The organism is Micromonospora sp. NPDC005553 (assembly GCF_042871765.1).
In the GTDB taxonomy this organism is placed as follows: domain Bacteria; phylum Actinomycetota; class Actinomycetes; order Mycobacteriales; family Micromonosporaceae; genus Micromonospora.
On sequence record NZ_JBIAJD010000003.1, the window covers coordinates 630,049 to 654,612 of the forward strand.

Sequence of the window (24,564 nt, forward strand, 5' to 3'; positions counted from 1 at the left end):
GAGCGCTACTCGCGAGTAATGATGCCTGCATGCGGTACGACGTGCTCGTCATCGGGTCCGGCTTCGGTGGCAGCGTCACCGCGCTCCGACTGGCCGAGAAGGGCTACTCGGTCGCGGTGCTGGAAGCCGGCCGCCGCTTCGCCGACGACGAGTTCCCGCAGACGTCCTGGCGGCTCCGCCGGTTCCTCTGGGCACCGAAGCTGGGCTGCTACGGCATCCAACGGCTCACCCTGCTCCGCCCGGCCGGTCGACGATCCGGCGGCGGAGTGCTGGTGCTCTCCGGCGCCGGGGTGGGCGGCGGTTCGCTGGTCTACGCGAACACCCTCTACGAACCGCTGCCGGCCTTTTACGACGACCCGCAGTGGCGGGACATCACCGACTGGCGCGACGAGTTGGCCCACCACTACGACCAGGCGAAACGGATGCTCGGCGTCACCACGTACCCGGTGCACACCGGCGCGGACCGCGCCATGCGCGCGGTGGCCGAGCGGATGGGGGTGGGGCACACCTTCCACGCCACCCCGGTGGGTGTGCACATCGGCCGGCCCGGCCAGCGGATCGCCGACCCGTACTTCGGCGGTGCCGGCCCGGAACGCACCGGCTGCCTGCACTGCGGTTCGTGCATGACCGGCTGCCGGCACGGGGCGAAGAACACCCTCGTCAAGAACTACCTCTGGCTCGCCGAAAGGCTCGGGGTCACGGTCCGTCAGTTGACCACGGTGACCGCCGTCCGGCCCGCCGACGGCGGCGGGTACGAGGTGCACACCGAACGCACCGGCGCCTGGCTGCGCAAGGGTCGGCAGGTCATCCACGCCGACCAGGTGGTCTTCGCCGCCGGGGCGCTCGGCACCCAGCGACTGCTGCACGGGATGCGGGCCGACGGTGCGCTACCCGGGCTCTCGCCCCGCCTCGGCGAGCTGACCCGGACCAACTCGGAGGCGATCCTCGGCGCCTCGGTGCCCCGTCGACGGGCCCGCTCCGAGCGGTTGGACTACACCGAGGGGGTGGCCATCACCAGTTCGTTCCACCCGGACCCGCAGACACACGTCGAGCCGGTCCGCTACGGACGGGGCTCGAACGCGATGGGGCTGCTCCAGTCGCTGCTGGTCGACGGCGGCCCACACCGGGTGCGCCGCTGGCTGGGCAGCATCGTGCGGCAGCCCCGGTTGGCGGCGCGGATGCTGTCGGTACGCGGCTGGTCGGAACGGACGGTGATCGCTCTGGTCATGCAGTCCGTGGACAACTCGCTGACCACCCGGTGGCGGCGTGGCCCGCTCGGCAGCAGGTTGGTCACCGGCCCGGGCCACGGCGCGCCCAGCCCCACCTGGATTCCCGCTGGCAACACCGCCGCCCGAATGCTCGCCGACGAGATCGGCGGCACCCCCGGCGGCTCACTCACCGAACCGTTCGACATCCCGATGACCGCGCACATCCTGGGCGGGGCGGTCATCGGCGCCACCCCGGCCGACGGGGTGATCGACCCCTGGCACCGGGTGTACGGGCACGTCGGGCTGCACGTGGTCGACGGGGCGGCCGTCTCGGCCAACCTGGGCGTGAACCCGTCCCTGACGATCACCGCACAGGCGGAACGGGCGATGTCCTTCTGGCCCAACAAGGGCGACGAGGATTTCCGCCCGCCGCTCGGCTCCCCGTACCACCGCCTCGCACCCGTACCCCCGCAAAACCCGGCGGTCCCGCCGCACGCCCCGGGCGCGCTGCGACAGTGACCCGCCACCTCCGCGATCTTGCACTTTCGGTCGCCGTTACGCGGCATTCGTGGCCTTTGTCGGGGCAGAAAGTGCAAGATCGCCGGGAGAGTGGATTGCCGGCGAGCCGGTGCCGGCAGCGGCCGTGACTGTCGGTAGGCTTCGTGCACATGAGCCTGCCTCGCCCAGTCCTCGTGGTGGACTTCGGAGCCCAGTACGCCCAGCTCATCGCCCGCCGGGTCCGTGAGGCGAAGGTCTACTCCGAGATCGTGCCGCACTCGATGCCGATCGCCGAGATGCTGGCGAAGAACCCGGCCGCGATCATCCTGTCGGGTGGCCCGTCCAGCGTCTACGCCCCGGACGCGCCGCAGATCGACGCGGGCGTGTTCAGCGCCGACGTGCCGGTCTTCGGCATCTGCTACGGCTTCCAGGCGATGGCCCAGGCGCTCGGCGGCACCGTCACCAGGACCGGCAACCGTGAGTACGGTGGCACCCCGCTGCGCCCCCGCCTCCTCGACCCCGGTGTGCTGCTGCGTGACCTGCCGGCGGACCTGCCGGTCTGGATGAGCCACGGCGACTGCGTCACCGAGGCGCCCGAGGGCTTCACAGTGACCGCCGAGTCGGCGGGCGCGCCGGTCGCCGCCTTCGAGGACCTGGCCGGTCGACGGGCCGGCGTGCAGTTCCACCCGGAGGTCGGCCACACCGCGCACGGTCAGGAGATGCTGACCCGCTTCCTCTACGACATCGCCGGCATCGAGCCGACCTGGACTCCCGAGAACATCATCGACGAGCAGGTCGCCCGGATCCGCGCCCAGATCGGCGACAAGGAGGTCATCTGCGGCCTCTCCGGCGGAGTCGACTCGGCGGTCGCCGCGGCGCTCGTGCACAAGGCCGTCGGTGACCAGCTCACCTGCGTCTTCGTCGATCACGGCCTGCTGCGCGCCGGCGAGGCCGAGCAGGTCGAGAAGGACTACGTCAGTGCCACCGGCATCAAGCTGAAGGTGGTCGACGCCACCGACCGGTTCCTCGGCGCGCTCGCCGGGGTGACCGACCCGGAGCAGAAGCGCAAGATCATCGGTCGGGAGTTCATCCGGGTCTTCGAGGCCGCGGCCCGCGAGATCGCCGCACACGGCGACGTCGAGTTCCTCGTCCAGGGCACCCTCTACCCCGACGTGGTGGAGTCCGGCGGCGGCACCGGCACCGCCAACATCAAGAGCCACCACAACGTCGGCGGTCTCCCGGAAGACCTCAAGTTCGCGCTGGTCGAGCCGCTGCGCACCCTGTTCAAGGACGAGGTCCGCACGCTCGGCCTCCAGTTGGGCCTGCCCGAGGCGATGGTCTGGCGGCACCCGTTCCCCGGCCCCGGTCTGGCCATCCGGATCATCGGCGCGGTCGACCAGGAGCGGCTCGACCTGCTCCGCCAGGCCGACCTGATCGCCCGCGAGGAGCTGACCGCCGCCGGCCTCGACCGGGGTGTCTGGCAGTTCCCCGTGGTGCTGCTCGCCGACGTGCGCAGCGTCGGTGTGCAGGGAGACGGGCGCAGCTACGGGCACCCCGTCGTGCTGCGCCCGGTCTCCAGCGAGGACGCGATGACCGCCGACTGGTCCCGACTGCCCTACGACATCGTGGCCCGGATCTCCACCCGGATCACCAACGAGGTCGCCGAGGTCAACCGGGTGGTCCTGGACGTCACCAGCAAGCCGCCGGGCACCATCGAGTGGGAGTGAGCGCCGCTCAGGCCGCCGTCGGCGGGCTGGACGGCGTCGTCGGCGGGTAGAGCGGGGTCGTCGGCGGGTAGGGCGGCGTCGAGGCGTACCCCTGCGGTGGTCCGCCGGGCGCGGGCCCGGCGGTGGGCGGCGGGCCGTTCTGCGGCGCGACGCCCGCGGCGTGCGGCCAGGCCGGCGCGCCGCTGGGCTCCTCCGGCATCAGGAACCACATGATCGGGTACGCGAACAGCGCGAGCCCGCCGGTGAGCAGACCGGTGACCGCGAAGATCACCCGGACCAGTGTGGGATCGACGGCGAAGTAGCGGCCGACGCCGCTGGCGACCCCGGCGACCATGCGGTCGGTGGTGGGTCGCCGGAGCTGCTTGTACGGGGCGTGGGGAGCGGTGGTCGATGTCATACCCCCACAGTCCGCGCTGGCGCCCGGCCCGCCCTCGGTGACCGCCCGGATCCTTACCCTGACCAATCCCTGACCGGGGCCAGATAGTCAGGAATCCGACTCTTTTCCGTTCCGGTAACCCGGCCCGGGGAGAATTTGCTCCCGTGACCACTTTGCTCAAGCCGCTCCGCAGGATCGCGGCATACGCAGTTTGTGCTGATTCAAGCGGCCGAGTCCTGCTGGTCCGCGCATCGGAGCGCTCCGGCACCCCCGGCACGTGGTCGCTGCCCGGAGGGGCGGTCGACCACGGCGAAGACCCGAACCACACGGTCGTCCGCGAGACCGCCGCCGAAACCGGTCTCTCCGTCGCCGTCTCCGGCCTGGCCGACGTGCTCGCCGACATGCGGGCACTTCCCGACCGCGGCATCACCATCCACACCGACCGGCTGATCTACCGCGTTGCCGTGCGCGGTGGCACCCTCGCCGACCGGGTCGGCGAGCGCCCCACCGACCTGGCCCGGTGGTACACCCTCGACGAGGCGCGTGAGCTGCCGCTGCGCTCGTTCACCGCACGCGCCCTCGGGCTGCCCGCCTCCTCTGCCGACGTGGTGCCCGACGAGGCACCCGAGTTCCCCTCCTTCTACGCCGTGCCCGGCCCCGACGGGCTGCACCGGGCCCAGCGCTTCGCCGCGTACGCGGTCTGCACCGACCCCGCCGGCCGAGTGCTGCTCACCCGCATCTCCGACGGCTACCCCGGCGCCGGCTGCTGGCACCTACCCGGAGGCGGCACCGACTACGGCGAACAGCCCGGCGCGGCACTCATCCGGGAGCTGATCGAGGAAACCGGCCAGGCCGGCCGCCTCGTCGAGCTGCTCGGCGTCGCGAGTCACCGCGACGCCGCCTCACTCGGCCCCGAGGGTTACCCGATCGACTGGCACGGCGTACGCGCCTTCTACCGGGTGGTCGTCGACCAGCCCAACCCGCTGACCGTGGCCGACGTGGGCGGCTCCACCTGCGAGGCCCGCTGGTTCGGCCGCGAGGAGTTGGGCGCCCTCCCCACCGACCGCCTCACCGAGGTGACCGCCGAAGCAGTCCAGGCCGCCCAACTCACCTGATCCCCGACCGATCCGCGAGGAGCCAGCGGCGCACCGGGCCTTGGGGGTCGGGCCTTGGGCTTCGCGCCTTGGGGTCGTGCCTTGGGGGTCGTGCCTTGGGCGTCCGCCCGCGTCCCGTGCCTCGTGCCCCGCGCCCCGCGCCCCGCGCAAGATCGTGCTCGAACCAGGATGTAGTGGCTTCACCCACGCGCCGATGCCACTACATCCTGGATATTGCGCGATCTTGAGCGCGGGCACACCCCGCTGAGGGCTTACGCCCGGACGCTCCGGGCGGGGCGTCCTCGGGTCCTCGGCGCTGCCTGGGGGTCGTCCGGCTTCGGTAGGTCCATGCCCCCAGCCTGTGATCCACTCGGGTTCCTTGAAAACGCGGCATCCCGGGCACTGGAATACCGCGCCTTCCGTGAACCCGAGTGGATCACCGTCAGTCTCGACTCCGGCAACGCGAATGGACTCCACAATGCGGGCTGATGGAGTGACGCGGACCGGGTCGCCTAACGGGCTTAGGGGTCTACGGGGCTGATCGGTCGTCGTCAAGGGCCGGCGACCTCGGTCTGTACGTGCCGGTTCGCCGAGCTCTGCGGGTTTCCCGTGCCCTGCCTCGCATTGATCATGAAGTTATTGTCTGAACGCGAGTTGGACGACGGTAACTTGATGATCAACAGTTGTGGGTGCGGAAGCGGGGGCGAGCGAAGGTGCAATTCGCGCGGCGAGTCGGGGCTTATGGACTTCTGCGAGACGCGGGCCGGGTCCTGGTGGTTCGGGACGGGGTGGAGGGCGAGTTTCCCGGGGTCTGGCGGTTGCCCGGCGGCGCCGTCAGGCATGCCGAGGACCCGGAGCGCGCCGTGATCCGCCAGGTCGACGAGCAGGTCGGGTTGACGGTTGCGGTGACGCGACTACTCGCGGTGGTTGCCGATATGGCCACCTTTTCGGAGGACAAGGCTGCGCTGCACACCGACCGGCTGCTGTTCGACCTCAGCACGCCCCACGACGCGCTGCCTGACGGCGCGGAGCGTGAGAGTGCGCGGCCCGAGGGCGGGTCGCGCGGCGTCGGGGCTGGTCTGGTCGATCAGGCTTCCTGGCTTCCGCTGGCGGAGGTGGCGCAGTTGCCGCTGACCCCGTTCACCGCCGAGGCGCTCGGCCTGCCGGTCACCCCACTGCCGCCGGCGGCGCACCGGTCGCGGGACCTGTTGCCGCCGCAGCACCCCGACCGTCGGCTGCGCTTCGGGGCGTACGGGCTGGTCACCGACCCCGCTGGGCGGATTCTGCTCACCCAGATCGCGGAGGGCTACCCGGGGGCCGGTCTGTGGCATCTGCCTGGCGGGGGCACCGATCACGGCGAGCAGCCGACCACCGGGTTGCTGCGGGAGTTGGTCGAGGAGGGCGGGCAGGTGGGCCGGGTCGTGGAGCTTCTCGGCGTCAACAATCTGCACAATCCCGCCGCACTGGGCCCTGAGGGTCGACCTCTGGACTGGCATGGCGTACGGGTGATCTATCGGGTGCTGGTGGACGTACCTACCGACGCGGTGGTCACCGAGTCCGCCGGGGGGTCGACGTCGGGGGCGGGGTGGTTCACCCGGGAGGAGGCGACTGACCTGCCGTTGAGCGACATCGCTGCCGTGGCAATCGGACAGAGTGGTCGATAGCACACCGCCCGACGAGCCGAGTTGGTGACCCTCCGGTACAGTCAAAGGCGGGAATGATGGAGGAAAAGGGCGAAGAAGCCCGGGATGGGAACAAGCGAGCGGTTCGAGCGGTTTAAGCCAGATACAAGTACCGCCGGCAGCTATCGCCAAGCCCAGTTCCCCTATGCGATGGTGTACTCCGCAAAACGGCTGCCGGGCCATGCAAGGTCCGGCACGAGACAGCCGGACACCCGCCACTTGGCGGTCAGCAGATCCGGTGATGGAGGAAACGTGCCGAGAGCCCCATGGCGCCGGCGTCGTACTACTGACAGTCCGCGCCCCGCAGGGCGTCGCTGGGCGGGCCGGTTGCGCCGCAGCAGCACGTTCGCCCGCCAGGTGCTGTTGGTCCGGGTCGGTCGCCGTGATGGCGACCTGCACCCGACCGACCTGGCCCCGACCGAGCACCGGTACGCCGATCGGCAGCGCCGTCGCTACGGCCTGGACCGGCTCAGCCGACCGACACTGGGCGTGGACCCGACACTCAGCCTGGACCGAGCCGACGTCGAGGCGGTCATGCCGGTCAGTCCGGCGATGCCGCCGATGACGCAGACCGACGAGGCCCACACGATCCCCCTGCTTCCCGGCGAGCGCACCATCGCGCGCCGGATGAAGTTCGGCCTGGTAAACGCCTGCACGTTGGCCAGCCTGATGCTCGGCATGCTGGCCATCTTCCTGGCCATGCAGGGCGAGGTGCGCATCGCGGCGCTCTGCCTGATCGCGTGCGTCGGCTTCGACGGTCTGGACGGCGCGCTGGCCCGACGGCTCGGGGTGGCCAGCCCGTTCGGCGCGCAGATGGACTCACTGGCCGACATGTGCTCGTTCGGTCTCGCCGCGCCGGTGGTGGTCTACGCCTCGCTCGCCGGTTCCGTCTCCACGGCGGCGGCGGCGTTGGCGTGCGCCCTGGTCGCGGCCTGCGCCGCGATTCGACTGGCCCGCTTCAACGTCTCGCCGAAGGACGGCCGGTTCTTCTGCGGGGTGCCCACCACCATGGCGGCCGCGGTCCTCGCCGTGACAGTGGCGATCGGCCTGCCGGTGCCCGGTGCCGTGCTCGTCGCCGGTGTGGCGCTGCTGGCCTTCGCGATGGTGTCGAGCTTCCCGTACGCCAAGCTCGCCCGCCTGGTGAAGCTGCCGCCGTGGCTCTGGCTGGCCCCGGTGATCGGCGCGCTGGTCGACATCCGGCTCACGTTCGCCCTGATCGTGGTGGGCTACCTGGTCAGCGGGCCGGTTCTCTGGCTGCGGCAACGTCGTACCGCCTGATTTGAACAGACAGAACGGGGCGCCGCGGTCAGCGGCGCCCCGTTCTTCGTCTGCGTGTCAGCGCCAGCGGGCGATGACGGTGGACCCGCCGACCACCTTGTCGCCCGGCCCGACCAGCGGGTCGGCGGCCTCGGCGGGCAGGTAGACGTCGGTCCGGGAGCCGAACCGGATCAGCCCGAAGCGCTCGCCCTTGGCCAGCAGCGCGCCGATCGGCGCGCGCTGCACGATCCGGCGGGCGATCAGCCCGGTCCGCTGCGCGACCACCACGGTGCCGCGAGCGGTGTCCAGCACGGTGTACGCGGCCACGTTGTGCTCGGCGTCCGGCTTCATCGCGTTGACGAAGCCGCCGTCGGCGACGAAGTAGTCCACCACCTTGCCGGCGACCGGAGCGCGGTTGACGTGCACGTCCAGCACCGACAGGAAGACCGCGATCCGTAGCCACTCGCCGTCGCCGAAGCGCTCGTCGTGTAGCCGCTGCACCGACAGGACCTTCCCGTCCGCGCTGGCGACCACGGCGCTCGGGTCCTCCGGCACGTCCCGTTCGGGGTCCCGGAAGAACGCGGCGACCGGCCCGGCGGCCAGGGCCGGCAGCAGCCACAGCTTGGACGACGGGCGCGCCACCCGGGCCAGCGCCGCGAGGCCCAGTGCGATGCCCGCCGCCGCCACGCCGTTGGAGTCGATGTGCATGCCCCGGGTCACCGGCACGCTCGACGGCCGGTACGCGGGGGCCAGGCTGTCGGCAGCGGCCGGGGTGGCCGGGGTGAACCGCAGTCGGTAGACCCGCACCGGTGGCGAGTTGCGCAGCACCAGATCGGCACCGACGCCATAGAGGGCGTCCTGTCGGGCCAGTTCGGCGGCGGCGCCCTCGGTCCGGCCGGGGGTGGCGACGGTCGCCACGCTCAGCACCGCCCCGTCGGTCAGGTACTTGACCAACCCCTCGACCCCGCTGCGGGTGGCCTCGGCGGTGCCGGTGAACGCCTCAGCGGCGATCACGACCTCGGCGGCCTCGGCCTCGGCCAGTGAGTCGACGACGCTCACCCGGTCGGCCACCCAGCGACCCTGGGCTGTGACGTGCTCGCTGAGCGCGGCAGCGCCGAACGGCTCGGCGGGCACCACGGTGAGCCGGTCACCGGGGAGCAGTGCATCCACCGCCGCGGCCAGCACCGCGGAGTCCGGGGTCACCCCGACCAGCAGGGCGGCCTTGGGGTCGTTGATCCGGGCCAGCTCGGCGACGAGGGTACGGGCGGCTCGCTCGCCGATGCGGACCGGACCGGACCGGCCGGTGGTACGCACGGCGGGGGACTGGGTCATGTCGGGCGGGCTCCTGACGGGGGTAGAGACGGGAATCGCGGCGGGACCGCCATGGGCGGGACGGGCCGGCCGGCGGAGGCGAGATCTCCACCAGCCAGCATATGCGTCCGTCCGCGCCGGCCGCACCGCCGTGGGGATGCGGTGGACCGACGCGGACGGCCGTCCGAGGTCAGGCTTGCCTGCGCGGACCCTCGTGCTCGTCACCCGGCTGGTCGCCGGTGGCCCCGACCGGTTGGTCGGAGCGGGTCGGCTCGTCCCCCTCGGACGAGGCAGGGCGGGCGAGGTTCCCGGTGGTCGGCTCGTCGTCTCCGTTGTCGGGTCGGCCGGGGACGGGCTCGGTTGACGGCTCCGACGGCGGATGTGCCAGCCAGGCCGGGTGGATCACGTCGGCGCTCGGCACGTCCTGCGCCCGCACCTCGGTCGTCGGCGTCTCCAACGTCGGGTCCGAGATGAGCGTCGGGTCCGAGATGAGCGTCGGGTCCGAGGAGGGAGAGTCCCAGGTGGACCGCTCGGCTTCCCAGACCGGCAGGGCCGCGCCGGACGTCGACGTGGCGGCACCGGAGACGGGTGCGCCGGAGACGGGTCCGCCTGAGACGGGTCCGCCTGAGACGGACGTGCCGGAGACGGGCGCGACCGCCTCGGTGGCGCCGGTCTCGGCAATGGGTTCCGGCTGGTTCGGTCGACTCGAGCGCAGCGCGCCGACCAGGCCGAAGACCCCGATCAGGATGAGTGCGCCGGCCAGGAACCAGCCGACCGGCGGCAGTGCGAGCCCGAGCAGTTGGGCGAGCAGCCACCAGGCTGACAGCGCCAGGAACACGAGCCCGAAGGCGAACGACACCAGATCCGTGCGGTGAGCCTTCACCGGGTCACCTCCAGGTTGCCGGCATTGACATGGATGTAGAGGCGCAGGGTCCCGCCGCCGGGCCCGTCCGCGCCGACGTCGGTGGATTCCCGCAGGCGGCCGTCCAGCCCGCCGGAGCGGTTGCCGAAGATGTTGGCGTCGCCCGCGTTGACGTCGGCCGCTGTGGTGACGTCAACGTTCGGCGGCACGACCACAGTCGCCTGGCCGAAGTTGACGGCCACTGTCACCTGGCTGTCCCGTTTCGCGAAGTTGATCCCGCGTAGGTCGAGCACGGCGTCACCGAAGCTGTTCTCGTACCGGTCCGCCAGGTCGCGGTGGTCGGTGGGCGCCCAGGTCACCGCGCCGTCGACCCCCCGGATCCGGTCGTAGGACTCGGCGACGGTCGCCGTGCCCAGCGCCGCCGCGGTCACCAGACCGAGTGCGATGAGCCAGCGCGCCCGCCCGAACCACGTGCCGACCAGCAGGCCCAGCGCGATCGTGGCCAGCGCGGCTGCGAAGTACGCCGAGGCTCTGACGGCGAAGACGTCGAGCAGGTCGAGCAGGGCGACCAGACCGAGTACCAGGAAGATCAGCGAGAAGGTCACCGCACCGAGCGGCGATCGCTCCTTTGGGCGCTTCGGCGGCTTCGGTGGCTTGGGCGGACGAGGTGCGGGCGGGGTCGGCGAAGCGTACGGGCCGTGCGGCGCGAACGGAGGGCGGTAACCGGAGGGCGGCGGGGCGGTCGGATAGCCGGCCGGGGCAGCGGGCGTGCTGCTCACCGGCGCCGACGGCCAGCCGGCGCTGGGCATGGCGGTACTCGGCCAGCCGGGCTGGGCAGCCGTCGTGCCGGCCGGTTGCCCGGATGTCGGGCCGACCCCGGACACCGGCTGTGTCGCGCTGGTCGGCGGCGCGTCGTACGCCGGGATGGTGACTGTGGGCGCCGCCCCCGTCGTCGCGGTGGCGTACCCCGGACCGGTGCTGAACATCGGCGGCGTCGCAGCTGGGCTGGTCGACGGCGCCGGGCCATACGACGGTGCGGGCCAGGTCACCGGTGGGACGACCGGACCGGCCGGGTTGCCGGAGGCGGGCGGCGGACCACCGGGGGTGCCGGGCCGTGGGTTGCGGCCGTCCCGGTTGAGCAGGAGCGCGCCGGCGACCAGGATGGCCGCGCCGAGCAGCACCGCGCGGAAGGCGTCGGTGACGATGTACGCGAAGCTGGCCGCGACCAGGATGCCCAGGACGATCACCGTCACCGGGGACATGCTGGAGCGACCACGACCGAGCATGGACTCGACGGGGGACGCGGTGTCGCCCTCGTTCGGGATGATCAGCCAGGCGGCGACGTACACCAGGATGCCGATGCCCCCGAAGAACCCGAGCACCGCGAGCAGCACCCGCCAGAGCACCGGGTCGGTGTTGGTGGCGCGTCCGATCGCCGCGCAGACACCGGCCAGGTACCGCCCCTCGCGCGGGCGGACCAGCCCGTACCGCGAGGTGAAGCCGGTGCCGCCCAGTGGCGGTGGCGGTGCGGACGGACCGGGACCACCCGGCCCTGGCGGCGTGCCGCCCGGGCCGTAGCCGGTGCCTGCCGCGAACCCCGGGCCTGGGCCGTGGCCCGCCGTGGGCGGCGCGTAGCCGTCGGCCGGCTCGCCGGGCACGGTGCCGGCGGTCGCGTCGGTGCCAGCGTGCGGACCGAACGTGATGGGCTCGGTCCACTCGGCGGGCGTGGTGGTGGGCGGGGGCGGTGCTGAACCGCCCGGCTGTGCCGACCCCGGTCGGGGTGGCGGGGCAGCTTCCTCGGTCATGCTTCGATCCTGCTGCCCGGTCCACCCGAACGACCTCAGGACCCGACCCTGACCCCACCCTGAGATCCGGCGGCCGGAATGTCGGGGGCGTCCCCGTGGTCGCGGACGCCGCAGCGTGTGACGATCGAGTCACCGACCTCGACCTGTACGCCACCGTGACCAGGGAGCCTCCGATCAGCACCGTGACCTCGCCCCCGCGCCTGTACCGCGCCCCGGAGCACCGGATGGCCGCCGGCGTCGCCGCCGGTATCGCCGACCATCTCGGCATCTCGGTGCTGCGGGTGCGCGTCGCGTTCATGGTCCTGCTCGGGCTGAGCGGGCTCGGCCTGCTGCTCTACGCGGCCTTCTGGGCGGTGGTGCCGCTGCGCCCCGGTGACACAGCGGTGCCGCCCCGGCGGGACGTCGCCCAACTCCTGCCGTTCGTGGGGATCGGGCTCGGTGTCCTGTTGATCCAGGTGATGGTCTTCGACTCGGTCGGCGCGGCGGGCACCGCCGGTTGGTTGGTGGCCATCATCGCGGTCGGCGCCGGGGTCATCTGGCACCAGTCCGCGCCCGAGCGGCGGCGACAGTGGGGCGACGCGATGCCGGTGCCCTGGCTCGGCGCGGTCGTCGAGGAGAGCGACCGGCGGGCCTTCGTGCTGCGGTTCATCGGCGGGGGAGTGCTGGTCGCGGTCGGCATCATCGGCGTTGCGGCCGTCTACTCCCCGGCACAGAACTTCGACGCGGTGATCAATGGCGTCATCTTCGCGTTGGTCGGGTTGGCGGGCGTCGGCGTGGTCGCCGCGCCGGTGCTCTGGCGGACGTACAGCCAGCTCCGCTCGGAGCGCGAGGGGCGCATCCGCGAGCAGGAGCGGGCCGAGTTGGCCGCGATGGTGCACGACCAGGTGCTGCACACGTTGGCCCTGATCCAGCGCAACGCAGCTGACGTCAAAACGGTGCAGCGGCTGGCCCGAGGGCAGGAGCGTTCGCTGCGCAACTGGCTCTACAAGCCGACCGCTTCGCCGAGCGAGCGCTTCGCCGCCGCTCTGGAGCAGGCCGCGGCCGAGGTGGAGGACACCTTCGCGATCAGCGTGGAGACGGTTGTGGTGGGGGACCGGGAGACCGACGAGAAGGTCGGGGCGCTGGTCGCGGCTGCGCGGGAGGCGTTGGTGAACGCCGCCCGGCACGCCGGTGTGCAGACCGTGTCGCTCTACGCGGAGGTGGAGCCGGATCAGGTAAGCGTCTTCGTCCGGGACCGTGGCAAGGGCTTCGACCCCGATACGGTGGAGGACCACCGGCACGGCGTCAGCGGCTCGATCATCGGGCGAATGAAGCGGCACGGCGGACGGGCCGAGATCCGGTCCGGCCCGGGGGAGGGGACCGAGGTCCGGTTGATCCTGCCGATCTCCCGGGACTCGTCCGCAGCGGAGAGGAACAGATGACCATGGCCGAGCAGTCGACCGAGCACCTCGACCCGGCGGATGCCCGCCCCGAGCGGCTGCGGGTGTTCCTGGTGGACGACCACGCCATGTTCCGTGCCGGGGTGCGCGCGGAGTTGGGCGCCCACGTCGAGGTGGTGGGCGAGGCGAGCACGGTGGCCGAGGCGGTCACCCGGATCGCCGCCGTCGGCCCGGACGTGGTGCTGCTCGACGTGCACATGCCCGACGGCGGCGGTCGCGCGGTGCTGGAGGCGATGCGGCGTACGCACCCGCAGGTCAAGTTCCTCGCGTTGAGCGTCTCCGACGCGGCGGAGGACGTGATCGGGCTGATCCGTGCCGGTGCCCGCGGGTACGTCACCAAGACCATCTCCCCGGACGAGCTGGCTGCCGCGATCCGGCGCGTGGCCGACGGGGACGCGGTGTTCAGCCCACGGCTGGCCGGGTTCGTGCTGGACGCCTTCGCGGCCCGCCCGGACGCGCCGGTGGCCGACCCGGAGCTGGACCAGCTCACCAACCGTGAGCGGGAGGTGCTGCGGCTGCTGGCCCGGGGGTACGCGTACAAGGAGATCGCCAAGGAGCTGTTCATCTCCATCAAGACCGTGGAGACGCACGTGTCGAACGTGTTGCGCAAGCTTCAGATGTCCAATCGCTACGAGCTCTCCCGCTGGGCGGCGGACCGCCGGCTCGTGTGACGGCGCGTCGACACCGGCGAGGATCAGAGAAACCGCCGGCGCGCCCTCGTACGCCCAGCCGGTGATCGTGTCCGGGTAGCCGTAGGGGCCCTCATCCGGATGGGTCGAAACATGAGTGGTGACGCACGTCCCATCGGGCTGGGTGGCTTCGCGGCGCGCGCACCGGCTCAGGGCGGGTTGCCGGGCGGGCGCAACGTATTTCCTGCTCAGTGCAGCCTGCGCCGACCGTTTTATGATCATTTTTCAAGTATCGGCAACGTGGCAAGCAACTAACGGCTTGATAACGGCACCTTCACGGAAGAGGCCAGTGGGTGTCACAGTGGCAGCACCTCACCATCGGTGTGTGGCACTCCGTACGCCCCACGACCACGATTTCGCCGATCTCGGCGGCCCGTGGCTGTGTCGATTGCGTCGTGTCACGCCTCTGTGGTGGGGGAGCCCGGCGGATCGGAACATCAGGGGTGTCCCCAACTTCCCTGTGGTCCCGGCGACCCGCGCCCCGGGGTGGTCGGGCGGTGTCACCCCCAAACGTGCGTGAAACCCACGACGGAACCTGGTTAGAAAGAGGAGGCCCCTCGGAATGAGAGTCTCGAAGCGGGCGACGAGCGCCATCGCGCTCAGCGCGGCTGCCGCGCTTGTCGCGAGCGGTTGCTCGAGCGGCGGCAGTGACGACACTGCCGCCAGCGCGGATGGCTCGATCGTTGTTCACGGCGTCCAGCCGGAGAACCCGCTGGTCCCGTCGAACACCACGGAGACCGGTGGCGGCAAGATCATCGACTGGATGTGGACCGGCCTGGTCGAGTACCCGAACGACGGTGGGGCCCCGCGTAACGCGCTGGCGGAGTCCATCAACACCACGGACTCCAAGGTCTTCACGATCAAGATCAAGGCCGGTACCAAGTTCCACGACGGTACCGAGGTCAAGGCGAAGAACTTCGTCGACGCCTGGAACTGGGCCGCCTACTCGCCGAACGGTGCGCAGAACGGCACCTTCTTCGCGGACATCGCGGGCTTCGACCAGACCTACACCACGGACCCGGATGGCGCGGACGGCCCGAAGAAGGCCCCGGCGCCGACGGCTGAGAAGCTGTCCGGCCTGAAGGTCATCGACGACCAGACCTTCGAGGTCACCCTGGCGGCGCCGACCGCGGTCTTCCCGACCAAGCTCGGCTACAGCGCGTTCATGCCGCTGCCGGACGTCTTCTTCACCATGAAGCCGGAAGAGTTCGGCAAGACGAAGCCGATCGGCAACGGCCCGGTGAAGTTCGTGTCCTGGGAGGACAACTCCCTCATCAAGCTGACGCGCTTCGACGACTACAACCTTCGCGACAAGATGAAGGTCAAGGACGTCGACGTCAAGCTGTACCAGGACGACAACGCCGCCTACGCCGATCTGCTGGCCAACAACCTCGACTTCATGGAGGTTGTCCCCACCTCGGCGCTCGCCGGTGACAAGTGGAAGACCGACCTCGGTGACCGGGGCCGCTCCACCGTCACGCCGTCGACCGCGTTCATCGCGTTCCCGATCTACGACAAGCGCTTCGCGAACCCGAAGCTGCGTCGTGCGGTGTCGCTGGCCGTCAACCGGCAGGAGATCTCGGACAAGATCTTCTTCGGTACCCGCAAGCCGGCCGACAGCTGGGCGAACCCGCTGACCCCGGGCGCCAAGCCGGGTAACTGCACCGCCTGCAAGTTCGACCCGGAGACGGCCAAGACGCTGCTCGCCGAGGCCGGTGGCTTCACCGGTGAGATGGTCTTCTACTACAACGCGGACTCCGCCCACAAGGACTGGATGGACGCCGTCGCGCAGCAGGTCAAGACCAACCTCAACATCAACGCTCGGGCCGAGGGTGTGCCGACCTTCGCGGTGTTCCGTCAGAACATCAACGCCCACAAGATGAGCGGCCCGTACCGTGCCGCCTGGCAGCAGGACTACCCGGACGTCGAGAACTGGGTGAACCCGCTGTTCATCACCAACGGCTCCTCGAACGACGGCCTCTACAGCAACCCCGAGGTCGACGCCCTTGCCAAGCAGGCCAGCGGCGCTCCGAGCCTGGAGGCCTCGCACGAGGCGTTCGCCAAGGCGGTCGAGAAGGTCGACCAGGACGTTCCGAGCATCCCGGTCTACTTCTACGGTCAGCAGTCCGGCCACTCGGAGAAGATCAAGAAGCTCGAGCTGAACAACGTCGGCGAGATCGACATCACCTCGGTCGAGCTCTGATCCGAACGGTCTGACCCCGGGTCGGGCTCGCCACATCCGGTGAGCCCGACCCGGGGCCGTTCCGCGATTGGGTGTTACAACACTCCACTCGCACGTTGTCACCACCGTGTCGGCCGTCCGACGCGCCCCCTGTCTGGAGGACCACCCCATGGGCCGTTATCTGTTGAGACGGCTGCTCCAACTCGTGCCGGTCTTCATCGGTACGACGTTCCTGATCTACTGGCTCGTCTGGGCCGTTCCGGGCGATCCGTTCGCCGGCAAGTGCGGCGAGCGTCGCTGCCCGGACCAGTACATCGCCTTCATGACCGAGAAGTACCACCTCGACCAGAACGTCTTCGTGCAGTACGCGAACTACATGAAGAACCTGCTCCAGGGCGACTTCGGTCAGACGTTCTCGCAGCGCGAGATCAGCGACATCATCCTGACTTCGTACCCGAACACCCTGAAGCTGGCCGTGGTGGCGCTCGCCATCGAGGCGATCATCGGCCTCGGTGCCGGCGTGCTGAGCGGTCTGCGGCGTAACGGCTTCCTGGACAACCTGGTCCTGGTTTCCACCCTGTTCCTGATCGCGCTGCCGGTCTTCGTGGTCGGCTTCGTGCTGCAGTGGCTGCTGGGTGTGCAGTGGGGCATCATCAAGCCGACCGTCTCCTCCGAGATGCGGTGGTCCGAGTTGATCGTGCCGGGCTTCGTGCTGGGCAGCGCATCAGTGGCGTACATCGCCCGGGTAGCGAGAACGAGCATCGCGGAGAACCGTCGCGCGGACTACGTGCGCACGGCCATCGCCAAGGGCCTGCCCATGCGCCGGGTGGTCGGTGTGCACCTGCTGCGTAACTCGCTCATCCCGGTGGTGACCCTGCTCGGCACCGACCTGGGTGCCCTGATGGGTGGCGCGATCGTCACCGAGGGAATCTTCGGCATCAACGGGATCGGCCGCCAGGTGTTCCGGGCGATCATCACCAAGGAAAGCGCCACGGTGGTAGGAATCGTGGTCGTCCTGGTGCTGGTCTATCTCGTGATGAACCTGCTGGTTGACCTGCTCTACGCCGCCCTGGACCCGAGGATCCGTTATGAGTGACCCGAGTACCGCATCGATCGTCAGTACCCCTGGCGCACACCCCACCGACTCCGCCGCCCCCGCCACCGCGGGCCAGCCGCAGAGCAACGAGAAGCCGCGCGGCCTGCTCGGCGACGCCTGGCGGGACCTGCGGCGCAAGCCGCTGTTCTGGATCTCGGCCACGCTGATCGTGATCTTCCTGCTGATGGCGGCCTTCCCGGCGCTGTTCGCCCCGGGCGACGCGGTCAACGGCTCGCTGTCCCGCAGCCTCGACAAGCCGTCCGCCAATGGCTGGTTCGGCTACGACGTGCAGGGCCGCGACGTCTACGCACGGGTCATCTACGGCGCACGGGCCTCCATCGTGGTCGCCGTGCTCTCCGTGCTGGGCACCCTGCTCATCGGCGGAACCATGGGCATCATCTCCGGTTACCGCGGTGGCTGGGTGGACGCGCTGCTCAGCCGGATCGCCGACGTCTTCTTCGGTCTGCCGTTCGTGCTCGGCGCGATCGTCATCCTGACCACCTTCAACGGATCGGGCGCCGGCAACAGCAAGGCCCAGATCATGGGCCTGGTGACCGCGTCCCTGATCGTGCTGAGCTGGCCGGTCGTGATGCGGCTGATGCGTTCCTCGGTGCTCGCCACCAAGGAGGCCGACTACATCGTGGCGGCCCGCGCGCTGGGTGCCGGCACCGGCCGGATCATCCTCAAGCACCTGCTGCCGAACTGCCTGGCTCCGCTGCTGGTCTACGGCACGATCATGGTCGGCTCGTTCATCGGCGCCGAGGCCACCCTGTCGTTCCTGGGCGTCGGTCTGAAGTCGCCGGTGGTGTCCTGGGGCATCATGATCAGTGACGGGCAGAATTTCGTCCGGGTCGCGCCAGGGCTGGTGTTCTTCCCCGCCGCGTTCCTCGTCACCGCAGTGCTGAGCTTCGTGATGCTCGGTGAGTCGGTCCGCGAGGCCCTCGATCCGAAACTCCGCTAGGGGAGATCCAGTGTCCGACATTCTCGTTTCCGAGCAGTCAGCGCCGGGACCCGGCGGGTCCGGGCGTCCCTCCGGCCGCCTGCTCGAGGTCGACGACCTGCGGGTGGAGTTCCGCACCCGGGACGGCGTCGCAAAGGTCATCAACGGGGTCACGTACCACGTCGACGCGGGGGAGACCCTCGCCGTGCTCGGCGAGTCCGGCTCCGGTAAGAGCGTCACCGCGCAGACCATCATGGGCATCCTCGACACGCCGCCCGGCTTCGTCACCGGTGGGCAGGTCCGCTTCCACGGCAAGGACATGCTCCGCATGTCCGACGAGGAGCGCCGCCGCATCCGCGGCGAGGGCATCGCGATGATCTTCCAGGACGCGCTCTCCGCGCTGAACCCCGTCTTCACCGTCGGGTTCCAGATCGCCGAGCAGTTCCGGGTCCGGCGAGGCATGGGCCGCGCGGAGGCCAAGAAGCGCGCGATCGACATGCTCGACCAGGTCAAGATCCCGAACGCCAAGGGCCGGTTCAACAACTACCCGCACCAGTTCTCCGGTGGTATGCGGCAGCGCGCGATGATCGCGATGTCGCTGGCGCTCGACCCCGAGGTGCTGATCGCGGACGAGCCGACCACTGCCCTCGACGTGACAGTGCAGGCCCAGATCATGGACCTGCTGGCCGAGCTCCAGCGCGAGCGGCAGATGGGCATGATCCTGATCACCCACGACCTCGGCGTGGTCGCCGACGTCGCGGACCGGATCGCGGTCATGTACGCGGGCCGGATCGTCGAGGAAGCCGACGTGTACGAGCTGTACGCCAAGCCGGCGCACCCGTACACGCTGGGTCTGATCGACTCGATCCCGCGCCTCGACGAGAAGGGGCAGCAGCTCCGGACGATCAAGGGCCTCCCGCCGAACCTGATGAACATCCCGCCGGGCTGCCCGTTCAACCCGCGGTGCCCGATGGCTCAGCCGGTGTGTCGGGAGAAGGTCCCGCCGCTGCTGCAGGTCGGCCCCGCCCGGGCCAGCGCCTGCCACTTCGCCGAGGAGCTGGTGAACCGTGTCTGAGAACATCCTCGAGGTCAATGACCTGGTCAAGCACTACCCCGTCACGCAGGGTGTGGTGTTCAAGAAGACCGTCGGTCAGGTCAAGGCGGTCGACGGGGTCTCGTTCGGTCTGCGCGCCGGCGAGACGCTCGGTGTGGTCGGCGAGTCGGGCTGCGGCAAGTCGACGCTCGCCCGGGTGCTGATGAACCTGGAGAAGCCGACCGCGGGCAAGGTGGTCTACAAGGGCCAGGACATCTCCAAGCTGTCCGGTGGGGCGTTGCGGCGTCTGCGCCGGCAGATCCAGCTGGTCATGCAGGACCCGTACACCTCGCTGAACCCGCGGATGACCGTCGGTGACCTGCTCGGTGAGCCGTTCGAGATCCACCCGGAGGTGGCGCCGAAGGGCAGCCGCCGGGCCAAGGTCCGCGAGCTGCTCGACCTGGTCGGGCTCAACCCGGAGCACATCAACAGGTACCCGCACCAGTTCTCCGGCGGTCAGCGTCAGCGCATCGGCATCGCCCGCGCGCTCGCGCTGCGGCCCGAGATCATCGTCTGTGACGAGCCGGTGTCGGCGCTGGACGTCTCCATCCAGGCCCAGGTCATGAACCTGCTGGAGCAGTTGCAGGGCGAGTTCGGCCTCTCGTACGTCTTCATCGCGCACGACCTGTCGGTGGTCCGCCACCTGTCGGACCGGGTCGCGGTGATGTACCTCGGCAAGATCGTCGAGATCGGCACCGAGGACGAGATCTACGAGCGACCGACCCACCCGTACACCCAGGCTCTGCTCTCCGCGGTGCCGGTGCCGGACCCGACCCAGCGGAACAACAAGACGATCATCCGGCTCACCGGTGACGTGCCGTCGCCGATCAGCCCGCCGTCGGGCTGCCGGTTCCGGACCCGCTGCTGGAAGGCGCAGGACGTCTGCGCCGAGCAGGTCCCGCTGCTGGAGATCCGTCGGGACTCGGACCACCCGAGCGCCTGCCACTTCGCGGAGAAGCGCGAGATCGTCGCCACCCACGAGGTGTGAGTCACCGAAACCGCCTGCCGCCGTCCCCACGACGACGGCAGGCGGTTTTCGTCTTTTCAGGTGATGACCGAACCGGTCACGCGGCGTCGGAGAGCGACGTCAGCCAACCGGCTGTCGCCCAGGTAGCCCTGGCCCGGTTCGGCCCGGGCTGAGGAGGCTCACAGCGGGCCGCGGCCCGCGCGGAGCAGCAGCAGGGCCAGCTGGGTGCCGTCGGCACCGAGCGCGACCCGGAACCGCTCCAGGATCTCCCGTTCCCGGGAGAGCACCAGGCGGGTGCCGCCGGACGCCATCCTGGTCGCCCCGACCTCCTGGGACAACGCGGCCCGCTCCTGCCAGAGCGTGATCAACGCGTTGTCGATCTCGTCGATCCGTTCCCTGATCTGCACGATCCGCGCCGAGGCGGACGGCTCCTGGGTGCCGGTCTGCTGCTCGGCCGGCTCGGCGTCCGCACCCGTCGGTGGTGCGGCCACCGCCGGCTCAGCCCCCTGGGCGGCGGGCTGCCCCGCTCGGATCGGGCTGCCGCTCTGCTCCATCACGTCTGCCATCATCGGGTACCTCTCGCACTGTGGTGCCCGGTGCCCGGAACCTGGGACGGAAAAAGCCCCGGACTCCAGGAGCCCGGGGCTTTAGCAGGTCTGAATCGATCAGGCGCGACCTACGGCAGCCGGACTCCCGGTGCCATAGTAAAAGTAGAAGCGCGCAGCGATCACGCCGTCGAGTATGCCCACGTCGTTACCGGGTGCGCAAGCATTCCGCGTCGCGAAGGGCGCATGTCCCGCCGGTGGCGGTGCCGGGTGGTGGTGCGCGCCGTCGGGCACGAGCTGCTGAGCGCCGGCGGCGCAGTGTCCGGCCCGCGGCATAGACTTGTCCGGCGATGCATCCTCTCTTCGACATCCCCGCGTCCCCGCCTGCGCCGGAGTCCGCGCCGGCCCGCCCGCACCGACCCGGGGCGGCCGCCGCGCGTCTCGATCCGCAGCAGCTGCTCGCCGGGCTGAACGGGCCGCAGCGCGACGCCGTCAGCCATGCCGGCTCGCCGCTGCTGATCGTGGCCGGCGCCGGGTCCGGCAAGACCCGGGTGCTCGCGCACCGGATCGCCTATCTGCTCGCCGCCCGGGACGTGCACCCCGGTGAGATCATCGCGATCACCTTCACCAACAAGGCCGCCGGTGAGATGAAGGAGCGCGTCGCCGCGTTGGTGGGCCCCCGGGCCCGCCTGATGTGGGTGTCGACGTTCCACTCGGCCTGCGTGCGGATCCTGCGTGCCGAGCACGAGCACGCCGGCCTCAAGTCGACGTTCTCGATCTACGACGCGGACGACTCCCGCCGGTTGATGCAGCTGGTCACCCGCGAGTTGGATCTCGACCCGAAGCGCTACCCGGCGCGTGGTCTGGCCGCCCAGGTCTCCAACCTCAAGAACGAGCTGGTCGACCCGGAGCAGTTCGCGGCGCGGGCCACCGGCCCCAACGAGCGGGCGCTGGCCGAGGCGTACACGCTCTACCAGCGTCGGCTGCGTGAGGCACACGCACTGGACTTCGACGACCTGATCATGACCACGGTGCACCTGCTCCAGTCCCACCCGCACGTCGCGGAGAGCTACCGCCGGCGGTTCCGGCACGTGCTGGTGGACGAGTACCAGGACACCAACCACGCCCAGTACGTCCTGATCAAGGAGCTGGTCTCCGGCACCGACGGGCTGGAGCCCGCCGAGCTGTGCGTGGTCGGCGACGCCGACCAGTCGATCTACGCGTTCCGGGGTGCGACGATCCGCAACATCCTGGAGTTCGAACGGGACTTCACCGACGCGCGGACGATCCTGCTGGAGCAGAACTACCGCTCCACCCAGACCATCCTCAACGCGGCCAACGCGGTGATCGACCGCAACACCTCCCGCAAACCCAAGCGACTGTGGAGCGAGGCCGGCGCCGGCGAGCAGATCGTCGGCTACGTCGCCGACACCGAGCACGCCGAGGCCGACTGGGTGGCCCGGGAGATCGACCGGCTGGTCGACGCCGACGAGACCCGCCCCGGCGACGTCGCCGTGTTCTATCGCACCAACGCCCAGTCCCGCGTCTTCGAGGAGGTGTTCATCCGGGTCGGCCTGCCCTACAAGGTGGTCGGCGGGGTGCGCTTCTACGAGCGCAAGGAGGTCCGCGACGCCCTGGCGTACCTGCGTTCGGTGGTCAACGACGACGACACGGTGAGCCTGCGGCGAGTGCTCAACACCCCCCGCCGGGGCATCGGCGACCGCGCGGAGGCGTGTGTCGAGGCGCTCTCCAGCCGCGACCGGATCTCCTTCGGCGCGGCGCTGCGCCGGGCCCGGGAGGCGCCGGGCATCTCCAGCCGGGCGGCCAACGGCATCGCGGACTTCGTGGCGCTGCTCGACGGCGCCCGCGAGCTGGCCGAGACCGGCACCCCGGAGGAGGTGCTGGAGGCGCTGCTGACCCGTTCCGGCTACCTCACCGAGCTGGAGGAGAGCCTGGACCCGCAGGACGCCGGCCGGGTGGACAACCTCCAGGAGCTGGTCAGCGTCGCCCGCGAGTACACCGAGCGGATCGAGGCGCTGGGCGAAGAGGGGGAGCGGGCCACCCTGGCCGGCTTCCTGGAGCAGGTGGCGCTGGTCGCCGACGCCGACCAGATCCCCTCCGACGACCCCGACCACCAGGGCGTGGTCACCCTGATGACGCTGCACACCGCCAAGGGGTTGGAATTCCCGGTGGTCTTCCTGTCCGGGCTGGAGGACGGCGTCTTCCCGCACCTGCGTTCGCTGGGCGACACCCGTGAGTTGGAGGAGGAGCGCCGACTGGCGTACGTCGGCATCACCCGCGCCCGACAGCGGCTCTACCTGTCCCGGGCGGTGACCCGCTCGGCCTGGGGGCAGCCGTCCTACAACCCGCCGTCGCGCTTTCTGGAGGAGCTGCCCACCGAGTTGGTGCACTGGGAGCGCACCGAGGGGTCGTACACCTCGTGGGCTGGCGGGGGCGGCGGCGTCGGTGGCCGCGCGGACCGCGCGCCCGGCGCGCGTGGCAACTTCACGGGGGGTACGCCGAAGGCGGCGCAGCTGGCCCAGCGGCTCGGGGTGGACGCGAGCCGGCTGACCACTGCCAGCGAGCTGCCGCAGGGGCCGAAGGTGTCCGCGGGTGACCGGGTCAACCATCAGCGGTACGGGTTGGGGCGGGTGCTCGCCGTCGAGGGGCACGGCCCGGGTGCCCGCGCGCAGATCGACTTCGGCGACCAGACCATGTGGCTGGTGCTCCGGCACGCCCCGGTCGACAAGCTCTGACCCACCCCACCCCACCCCACCGCGCCCCCGAACCCCCACCGCGCCGATCTTGCACTTTTGGTCGCCGGTATGGGCGGTCCTACCCTTTTCGTCGGGGCAGAAAGTGCAAGATCGGCGCGGCTGAGAGGACGTCGCCTCAGCAGCCCAGGTCGACGCCGTGGGCCCGCATGAACGGGGCCGGGTCGATCTGGTTCCACATGCCCTGGTGCACCTCGAAGTGCAGGTGCGGGCCTGTGGCATCGCCGGTGGCGCCCTCGTAGCCGATGACCTGGCCGGCCTTGACCTTCTGACCGACTGTGACCGCGATGCGGCTCTGGTGGGCGTAGTGGGTCAGGTAGCCGTTGCCGTGGTCGATGAAGACGGAGTTGCCGTACCCGTCGGAGGCGTCGCCGGCCTGGGTCACGGTGCCGGCGGCCGCTGCGCGGATCGGCGTACCGGAGGGCAGCGCCAGGTCGATACCGGCGTGCAGGGTGCCCCAGCGCTGCCCGTAGCAGGACGTGACGGCTGCGCCCGGCATCGGGTCGACCCAGGCGGGCGTGGGCCTGGTGGTCTTCTTCGGCTTCGGCTTGGCCTTCGCGGCGGCCGTCTTCGTGGGGGTCGGGCTGGCGCTGACCGCCGACGGGCTGGGCGTCGGGCTGAGCGAGGGGTCGACCGGGGTGCTCGATTCACGGACCGAGCGGTCGGCCCGGCTCGCGGCCTCGGCCCGCGCCTGGGCGTCGAGGGAGACGGCGGCGGGTGCCGGGTGGTCGGTGCCGCTGGTGGCGACGGCGACACCGCCGAGGCCGAGGGCTACCAGGGCGGCGGCCGCGAGCACTATGAGGCGGTTGCGTCGGCCGGTGCGCTGGGACGGCGCGGTCTGGCTGGTGTCGGGGGTGTTCTCGTTCTGGACGGGGCTGTCTTCCTGCACGGCGGACCTTCACAGTCGAGGGGCACTTGACCTCGAAATACTGGTGTCGGGCCGAGGTGGGGCAGGCGGGGGGACCGAACCCTCGGACGGAGAGCGGATGGTCGGCTGCCCGGATATGCCCCGCTCTGCG

Annotated in this window: 18 protein-coding genes and 1 pseudogene; 13 read left to right on the top strand and 6 right to left on the bottom strand. The window is 70.6% G+C overall.

The genetic code is table 11. The features are described 5' to 3' along the window. Window positions 1-29: 29 nt before the first annotated feature. Both ACFYPG_RS15485 and guaA read left to right on the top strand, forming a co-directional pair. Window positions 30-1,727, top strand: coding sequence for an FAD-dependent oxidoreductase (locus ACFYPG_RS15485; RefSeq protein ID WP_387352389.1), 1,698 nt, complete (start codon window positions 30-32; stop codon window positions 1,725-1,727). 149 nt (window positions 1,728-1,876) lie between these two features. Continuing rightward, window positions 1,877-3,433: a glutamine-hydrolyzing GMP synthase gene (guaA, locus tag ACFYPG_RS15490; protein WP_355010065.1), complete on the top strand. Its 1,557-nt coding sequence runs from the start codon at window positions 1,877-1,879 to the stop codon at window positions 3,431-3,433. Between the two features lie 7 nt (window positions 3,434-3,440). Here the strand turns inward: guaA and ACFYPG_RS15495 are convergent, their stop codons facing one another. Continuing rightward, window positions 3,441-3,830 (bottom strand): PspC domain-containing protein, encoded by a 390-nt coding sequence (locus tag ACFYPG_RS15495; protein ID WP_355010064.1) that lies wholly within the window; start codon window positions 3,828-3,830, stop codon window positions 3,441-3,443. A gap of 143 nt (window positions 3,831-3,973) precedes the next feature. Here ACFYPG_RS15495 and ACFYPG_RS15500 point away from each other — a divergent pair, with 143 nt between their 5' ends. The 3 genes from ACFYPG_RS15500 (at window position 3,974) to ACFYPG_RS15510 (ending at window position 7,863) form a co-directional block, all read left to right on the top strand. Next, complete coding sequence (locus tag ACFYPG_RS15500; protein WP_124856350.1) at window positions 3,974-4,924, top strand: NUDIX hydrolase; 951 nt, start codon at window positions 3,974-3,976, stop codon at window positions 4,922-4,924. 692 nt (window positions 4,925-5,616) lie between these two features. Continuing rightward, window positions 5,617-6,567, top strand: coding sequence for an NUDIX hydrolase (locus tag ACFYPG_RS15505; RefSeq protein ID WP_387352392.1), 951 nt, complete (start codon window positions 5,617-5,619; stop codon window positions 6,565-6,567). A 345-nt stretch (window positions 6,568-6,912) separates the two neighbouring features. Then, window positions 6,913-7,863 (top strand): CDP-alcohol phosphatidyltransferase family protein, encoded by a 951-nt coding sequence (locus ACFYPG_RS15510; protein WP_387352393.1) that lies wholly within the window; start codon window positions 6,913-6,915, stop codon window positions 7,861-7,863. A gap of 57 nt (window positions 7,864-7,920) precedes the next feature. Here the strand turns inward: ACFYPG_RS15510 and ACFYPG_RS15515 are convergent, their stop codons facing one another. The 3 genes and pseudogenes from ACFYPG_RS15515 to ACFYPG_RS15525 all read right to left on the bottom strand — a co-directional run bounded on the left by ACFYPG_RS15515 (window position 7,921) and on the right by ACFYPG_RS15525 (window position 11,820). Further along, entirely contained in the window at window positions 7,921-9,174 is a 1,254-nt protein-coding gene (locus tag ACFYPG_RS15515; protein ID WP_387352394.1) for a phosphatidylserine decarboxylase, read from the bottom strand. 613 nt (window positions 9,175-9,787) lie between these two features. After that, window positions 9,788-10,036: pseudogene (locus tag ACFYPG_RS15520) on the bottom strand (hypothetical protein); the annotation flags it as partial. Next, window positions 10,033-11,820: a PspC domain-containing protein gene (locus ACFYPG_RS15525; protein ID WP_387352395.1), complete on the bottom strand. Its 1,788-nt coding sequence runs from the start codon at window positions 11,818-11,820 to the stop codon at window positions 10,033-10,035. The pseudogene ACFYPG_RS15520 and the gene ACFYPG_RS15525, both read right to left, overlap by 4 nt. Window positions 11,821-11,975: 155 nt before the next feature. On the opposite strand from ACFYPG_RS15525, the gene ACFYPG_RS15530 reads away from it, so the two are divergent. The 7 genes from ACFYPG_RS15530 (at window position 11,976) to ACFYPG_RS15560 (ending at window position 20,247) form a co-directional block, all read left to right on the top strand. Further along, the gene (locus tag ACFYPG_RS15530) at window positions 11,976-13,241 is read left to right on the top strand and encodes a PspC domain-containing protein (RefSeq protein ID WP_387352723.1); all 1,266 of its coding nucleotides are present in this window, start codon (window positions 11,976-11,978) and stop codon (window positions 13,239-13,241) included. A 2-nt stretch (window positions 13,242-13,243) separates the two neighbouring features. After that, a complete protein-coding gene (locus ACFYPG_RS15535) occupies window positions 13,244-13,930 on the top strand; it encodes a response regulator transcription factor (protein ID WP_030337843.1) in 687 nt (228 codons plus the stop codon). 580 nt (window positions 13,931-14,510) lie between these two features. Next, window positions 14,511-16,151 (top strand): ABC transporter substrate-binding protein, encoded by a 1,641-nt coding sequence (locus ACFYPG_RS15540; RefSeq protein ID WP_387352397.1) that lies wholly within the window; start codon window positions 14,511-14,513, stop codon window positions 16,149-16,151. A gap of 148 nt (window positions 16,152-16,299) precedes the next feature. After that, window positions 16,300-17,226 carry an ABC transporter permease gene (locus ACFYPG_RS15545; protein ID WP_112681467.1) on the top strand — a complete coding sequence of 309 codons (927 nt, stop codon included), beginning with the start codon at window positions 16,300-16,302 and terminating at the stop codon, window positions 17,224-17,226. Further along, a complete protein-coding gene (locus ACFYPG_RS15550; RefSeq protein ID WP_124860279.1) occupies window positions 17,219-18,187 on the top strand; it encodes an ABC transporter permease in 969 nt (322 codons plus the stop codon). Before ACFYPG_RS15545 ends, ACFYPG_RS15550 begins: the two co-directional genes overlap by 8 nt. 10 nt (window positions 18,188-18,197) lie before the next feature. Continuing rightward, window positions 18,198-19,241 carry an ABC transporter ATP-binding protein gene (locus ACFYPG_RS15555; RefSeq protein WP_387352400.1) on the top strand — a complete coding sequence of 348 codons (1,044 nt, stop codon included), beginning with the start codon at window positions 18,198-18,200 and terminating at the stop codon, window positions 19,239-19,241. Then, window positions 19,234-20,247 (top strand): dipeptide ABC transporter ATP-binding protein, encoded by a 1,014-nt coding sequence (locus ACFYPG_RS15560; protein ID WP_328652170.1) that lies wholly within the window; start codon window positions 19,234-19,236, stop codon window positions 20,245-20,247. The genes ACFYPG_RS15555 and ACFYPG_RS15560 overlap by 8 nt, the downstream gene beginning before the upstream one ends. 158 nt (window positions 20,248-20,405) lie before the next feature. Here ACFYPG_RS15560 and ACFYPG_RS15565 read toward each other — a convergent pair whose 3' ends face one another. Then, window positions 20,406-20,795 (bottom strand): chorismate mutase, encoded by a 390-nt coding sequence (locus ACFYPG_RS15565; RefSeq protein WP_355010058.1) that lies wholly within the window; start codon window positions 20,793-20,795, stop codon window positions 20,406-20,408. A 326-nt stretch (window positions 20,796-21,121) separates the two neighbouring features. Between ACFYPG_RS15565 and pcrA the strand changes: the two genes are divergently transcribed. Continuing rightward, a complete protein-coding gene (gene pcrA / locus ACFYPG_RS15570; RefSeq protein ID WP_387352402.1) occupies window positions 21,122-23,527 on the top strand; it encodes a DNA helicase PcrA in 2,406 nt (801 codons plus the stop codon). A 136-nt stretch (window positions 23,528-23,663) separates the two neighbouring features. Here the strand turns inward: pcrA and ACFYPG_RS15575 are convergent, their stop codons facing one another. After that, a complete protein-coding gene (locus ACFYPG_RS15575) occupies window positions 23,664-24,434 on the bottom strand; it encodes a M23 family metallopeptidase (protein ID WP_387352404.1) in 771 nt (256 codons plus the stop codon). Window positions 24,435-24,564 lie beyond the last annotated feature (130 nt).

What these genes read in the sequence shown, in the direction of transcription:
- ACFYPG_RS15485 (WP_387352389.1), top strand. Translation starts at nt 30, where the DNA reads ATGCGGTACGACGTGCTCGTCATCGGGTCCGGCTTCGGTGGCAGCGTC.
- guaA (WP_355010065.1), top strand. Translation starts at nt 1,877, where the DNA reads ATGAGCCTGCCTCGCCCAGTCCTCGTGGTGGACTTCGGAGCCCAGTAC.
- ACFYPG_RS15495 (WP_355010064.1), bottom strand. Translation starts at nt 3,830, where the DNA reads ATGACATCGACCACCGCTCCCCACGCCCCGTACAAGCAGCTCCGGCGA.
- ACFYPG_RS15515 (WP_387352394.1), bottom strand. Translation starts at nt 9,174, where the DNA reads ATGACCCAGTCCCCCGCCGTGCGTACCACCGGCCGGTCCGGTCCGGTC.
- ACFYPG_RS15525 (WP_387352395.1), bottom strand. Translation starts at nt 11,820, where the DNA reads ATGACCGAGGAAGCTGCCCCGCCACCCCGACCGGGGTCGGCACAGCCG.
- ACFYPG_RS15535 (WP_030337843.1), top strand. Translation starts at nt 13,244, where the DNA reads ATGGCCGAGCAGTCGACCGAGCACCTCGACCCGGCGGATGCCCGCCCC.
- ACFYPG_RS15540 (WP_387352397.1), top strand. Translation starts at nt 14,511, where the DNA reads ATGAGAGTCTCGAAGCGGGCGACGAGCGCCATCGCGCTCAGCGCGGCT.
- ACFYPG_RS15545 (WP_112681467.1), top strand. Translation starts at nt 16,300, where the DNA reads ATGGGCCGTTATCTGTTGAGACGGCTGCTCCAACTCGTGCCGGTCTTC.
- ACFYPG_RS15550 (WP_124860279.1), top strand. Translation starts at nt 17,219, where the DNA reads ATGAGTGACCCGAGTACCGCATCGATCGTCAGTACCCCTGGCGCACAC.
- ACFYPG_RS15565 (WP_355010058.1), bottom strand. Translation starts at nt 20,795, where the DNA reads ATGATGGCAGACGTGATGGAGCAGAGCGGCAGCCCGATCCGAGCGGGG.
- pcrA (WP_387352402.1), top strand. Translation starts at nt 21,122, where the DNA reads ATGCATCCTCTCTTCGACATCCCCGCGTCCCCGCCTGCGCCGGAGTCC.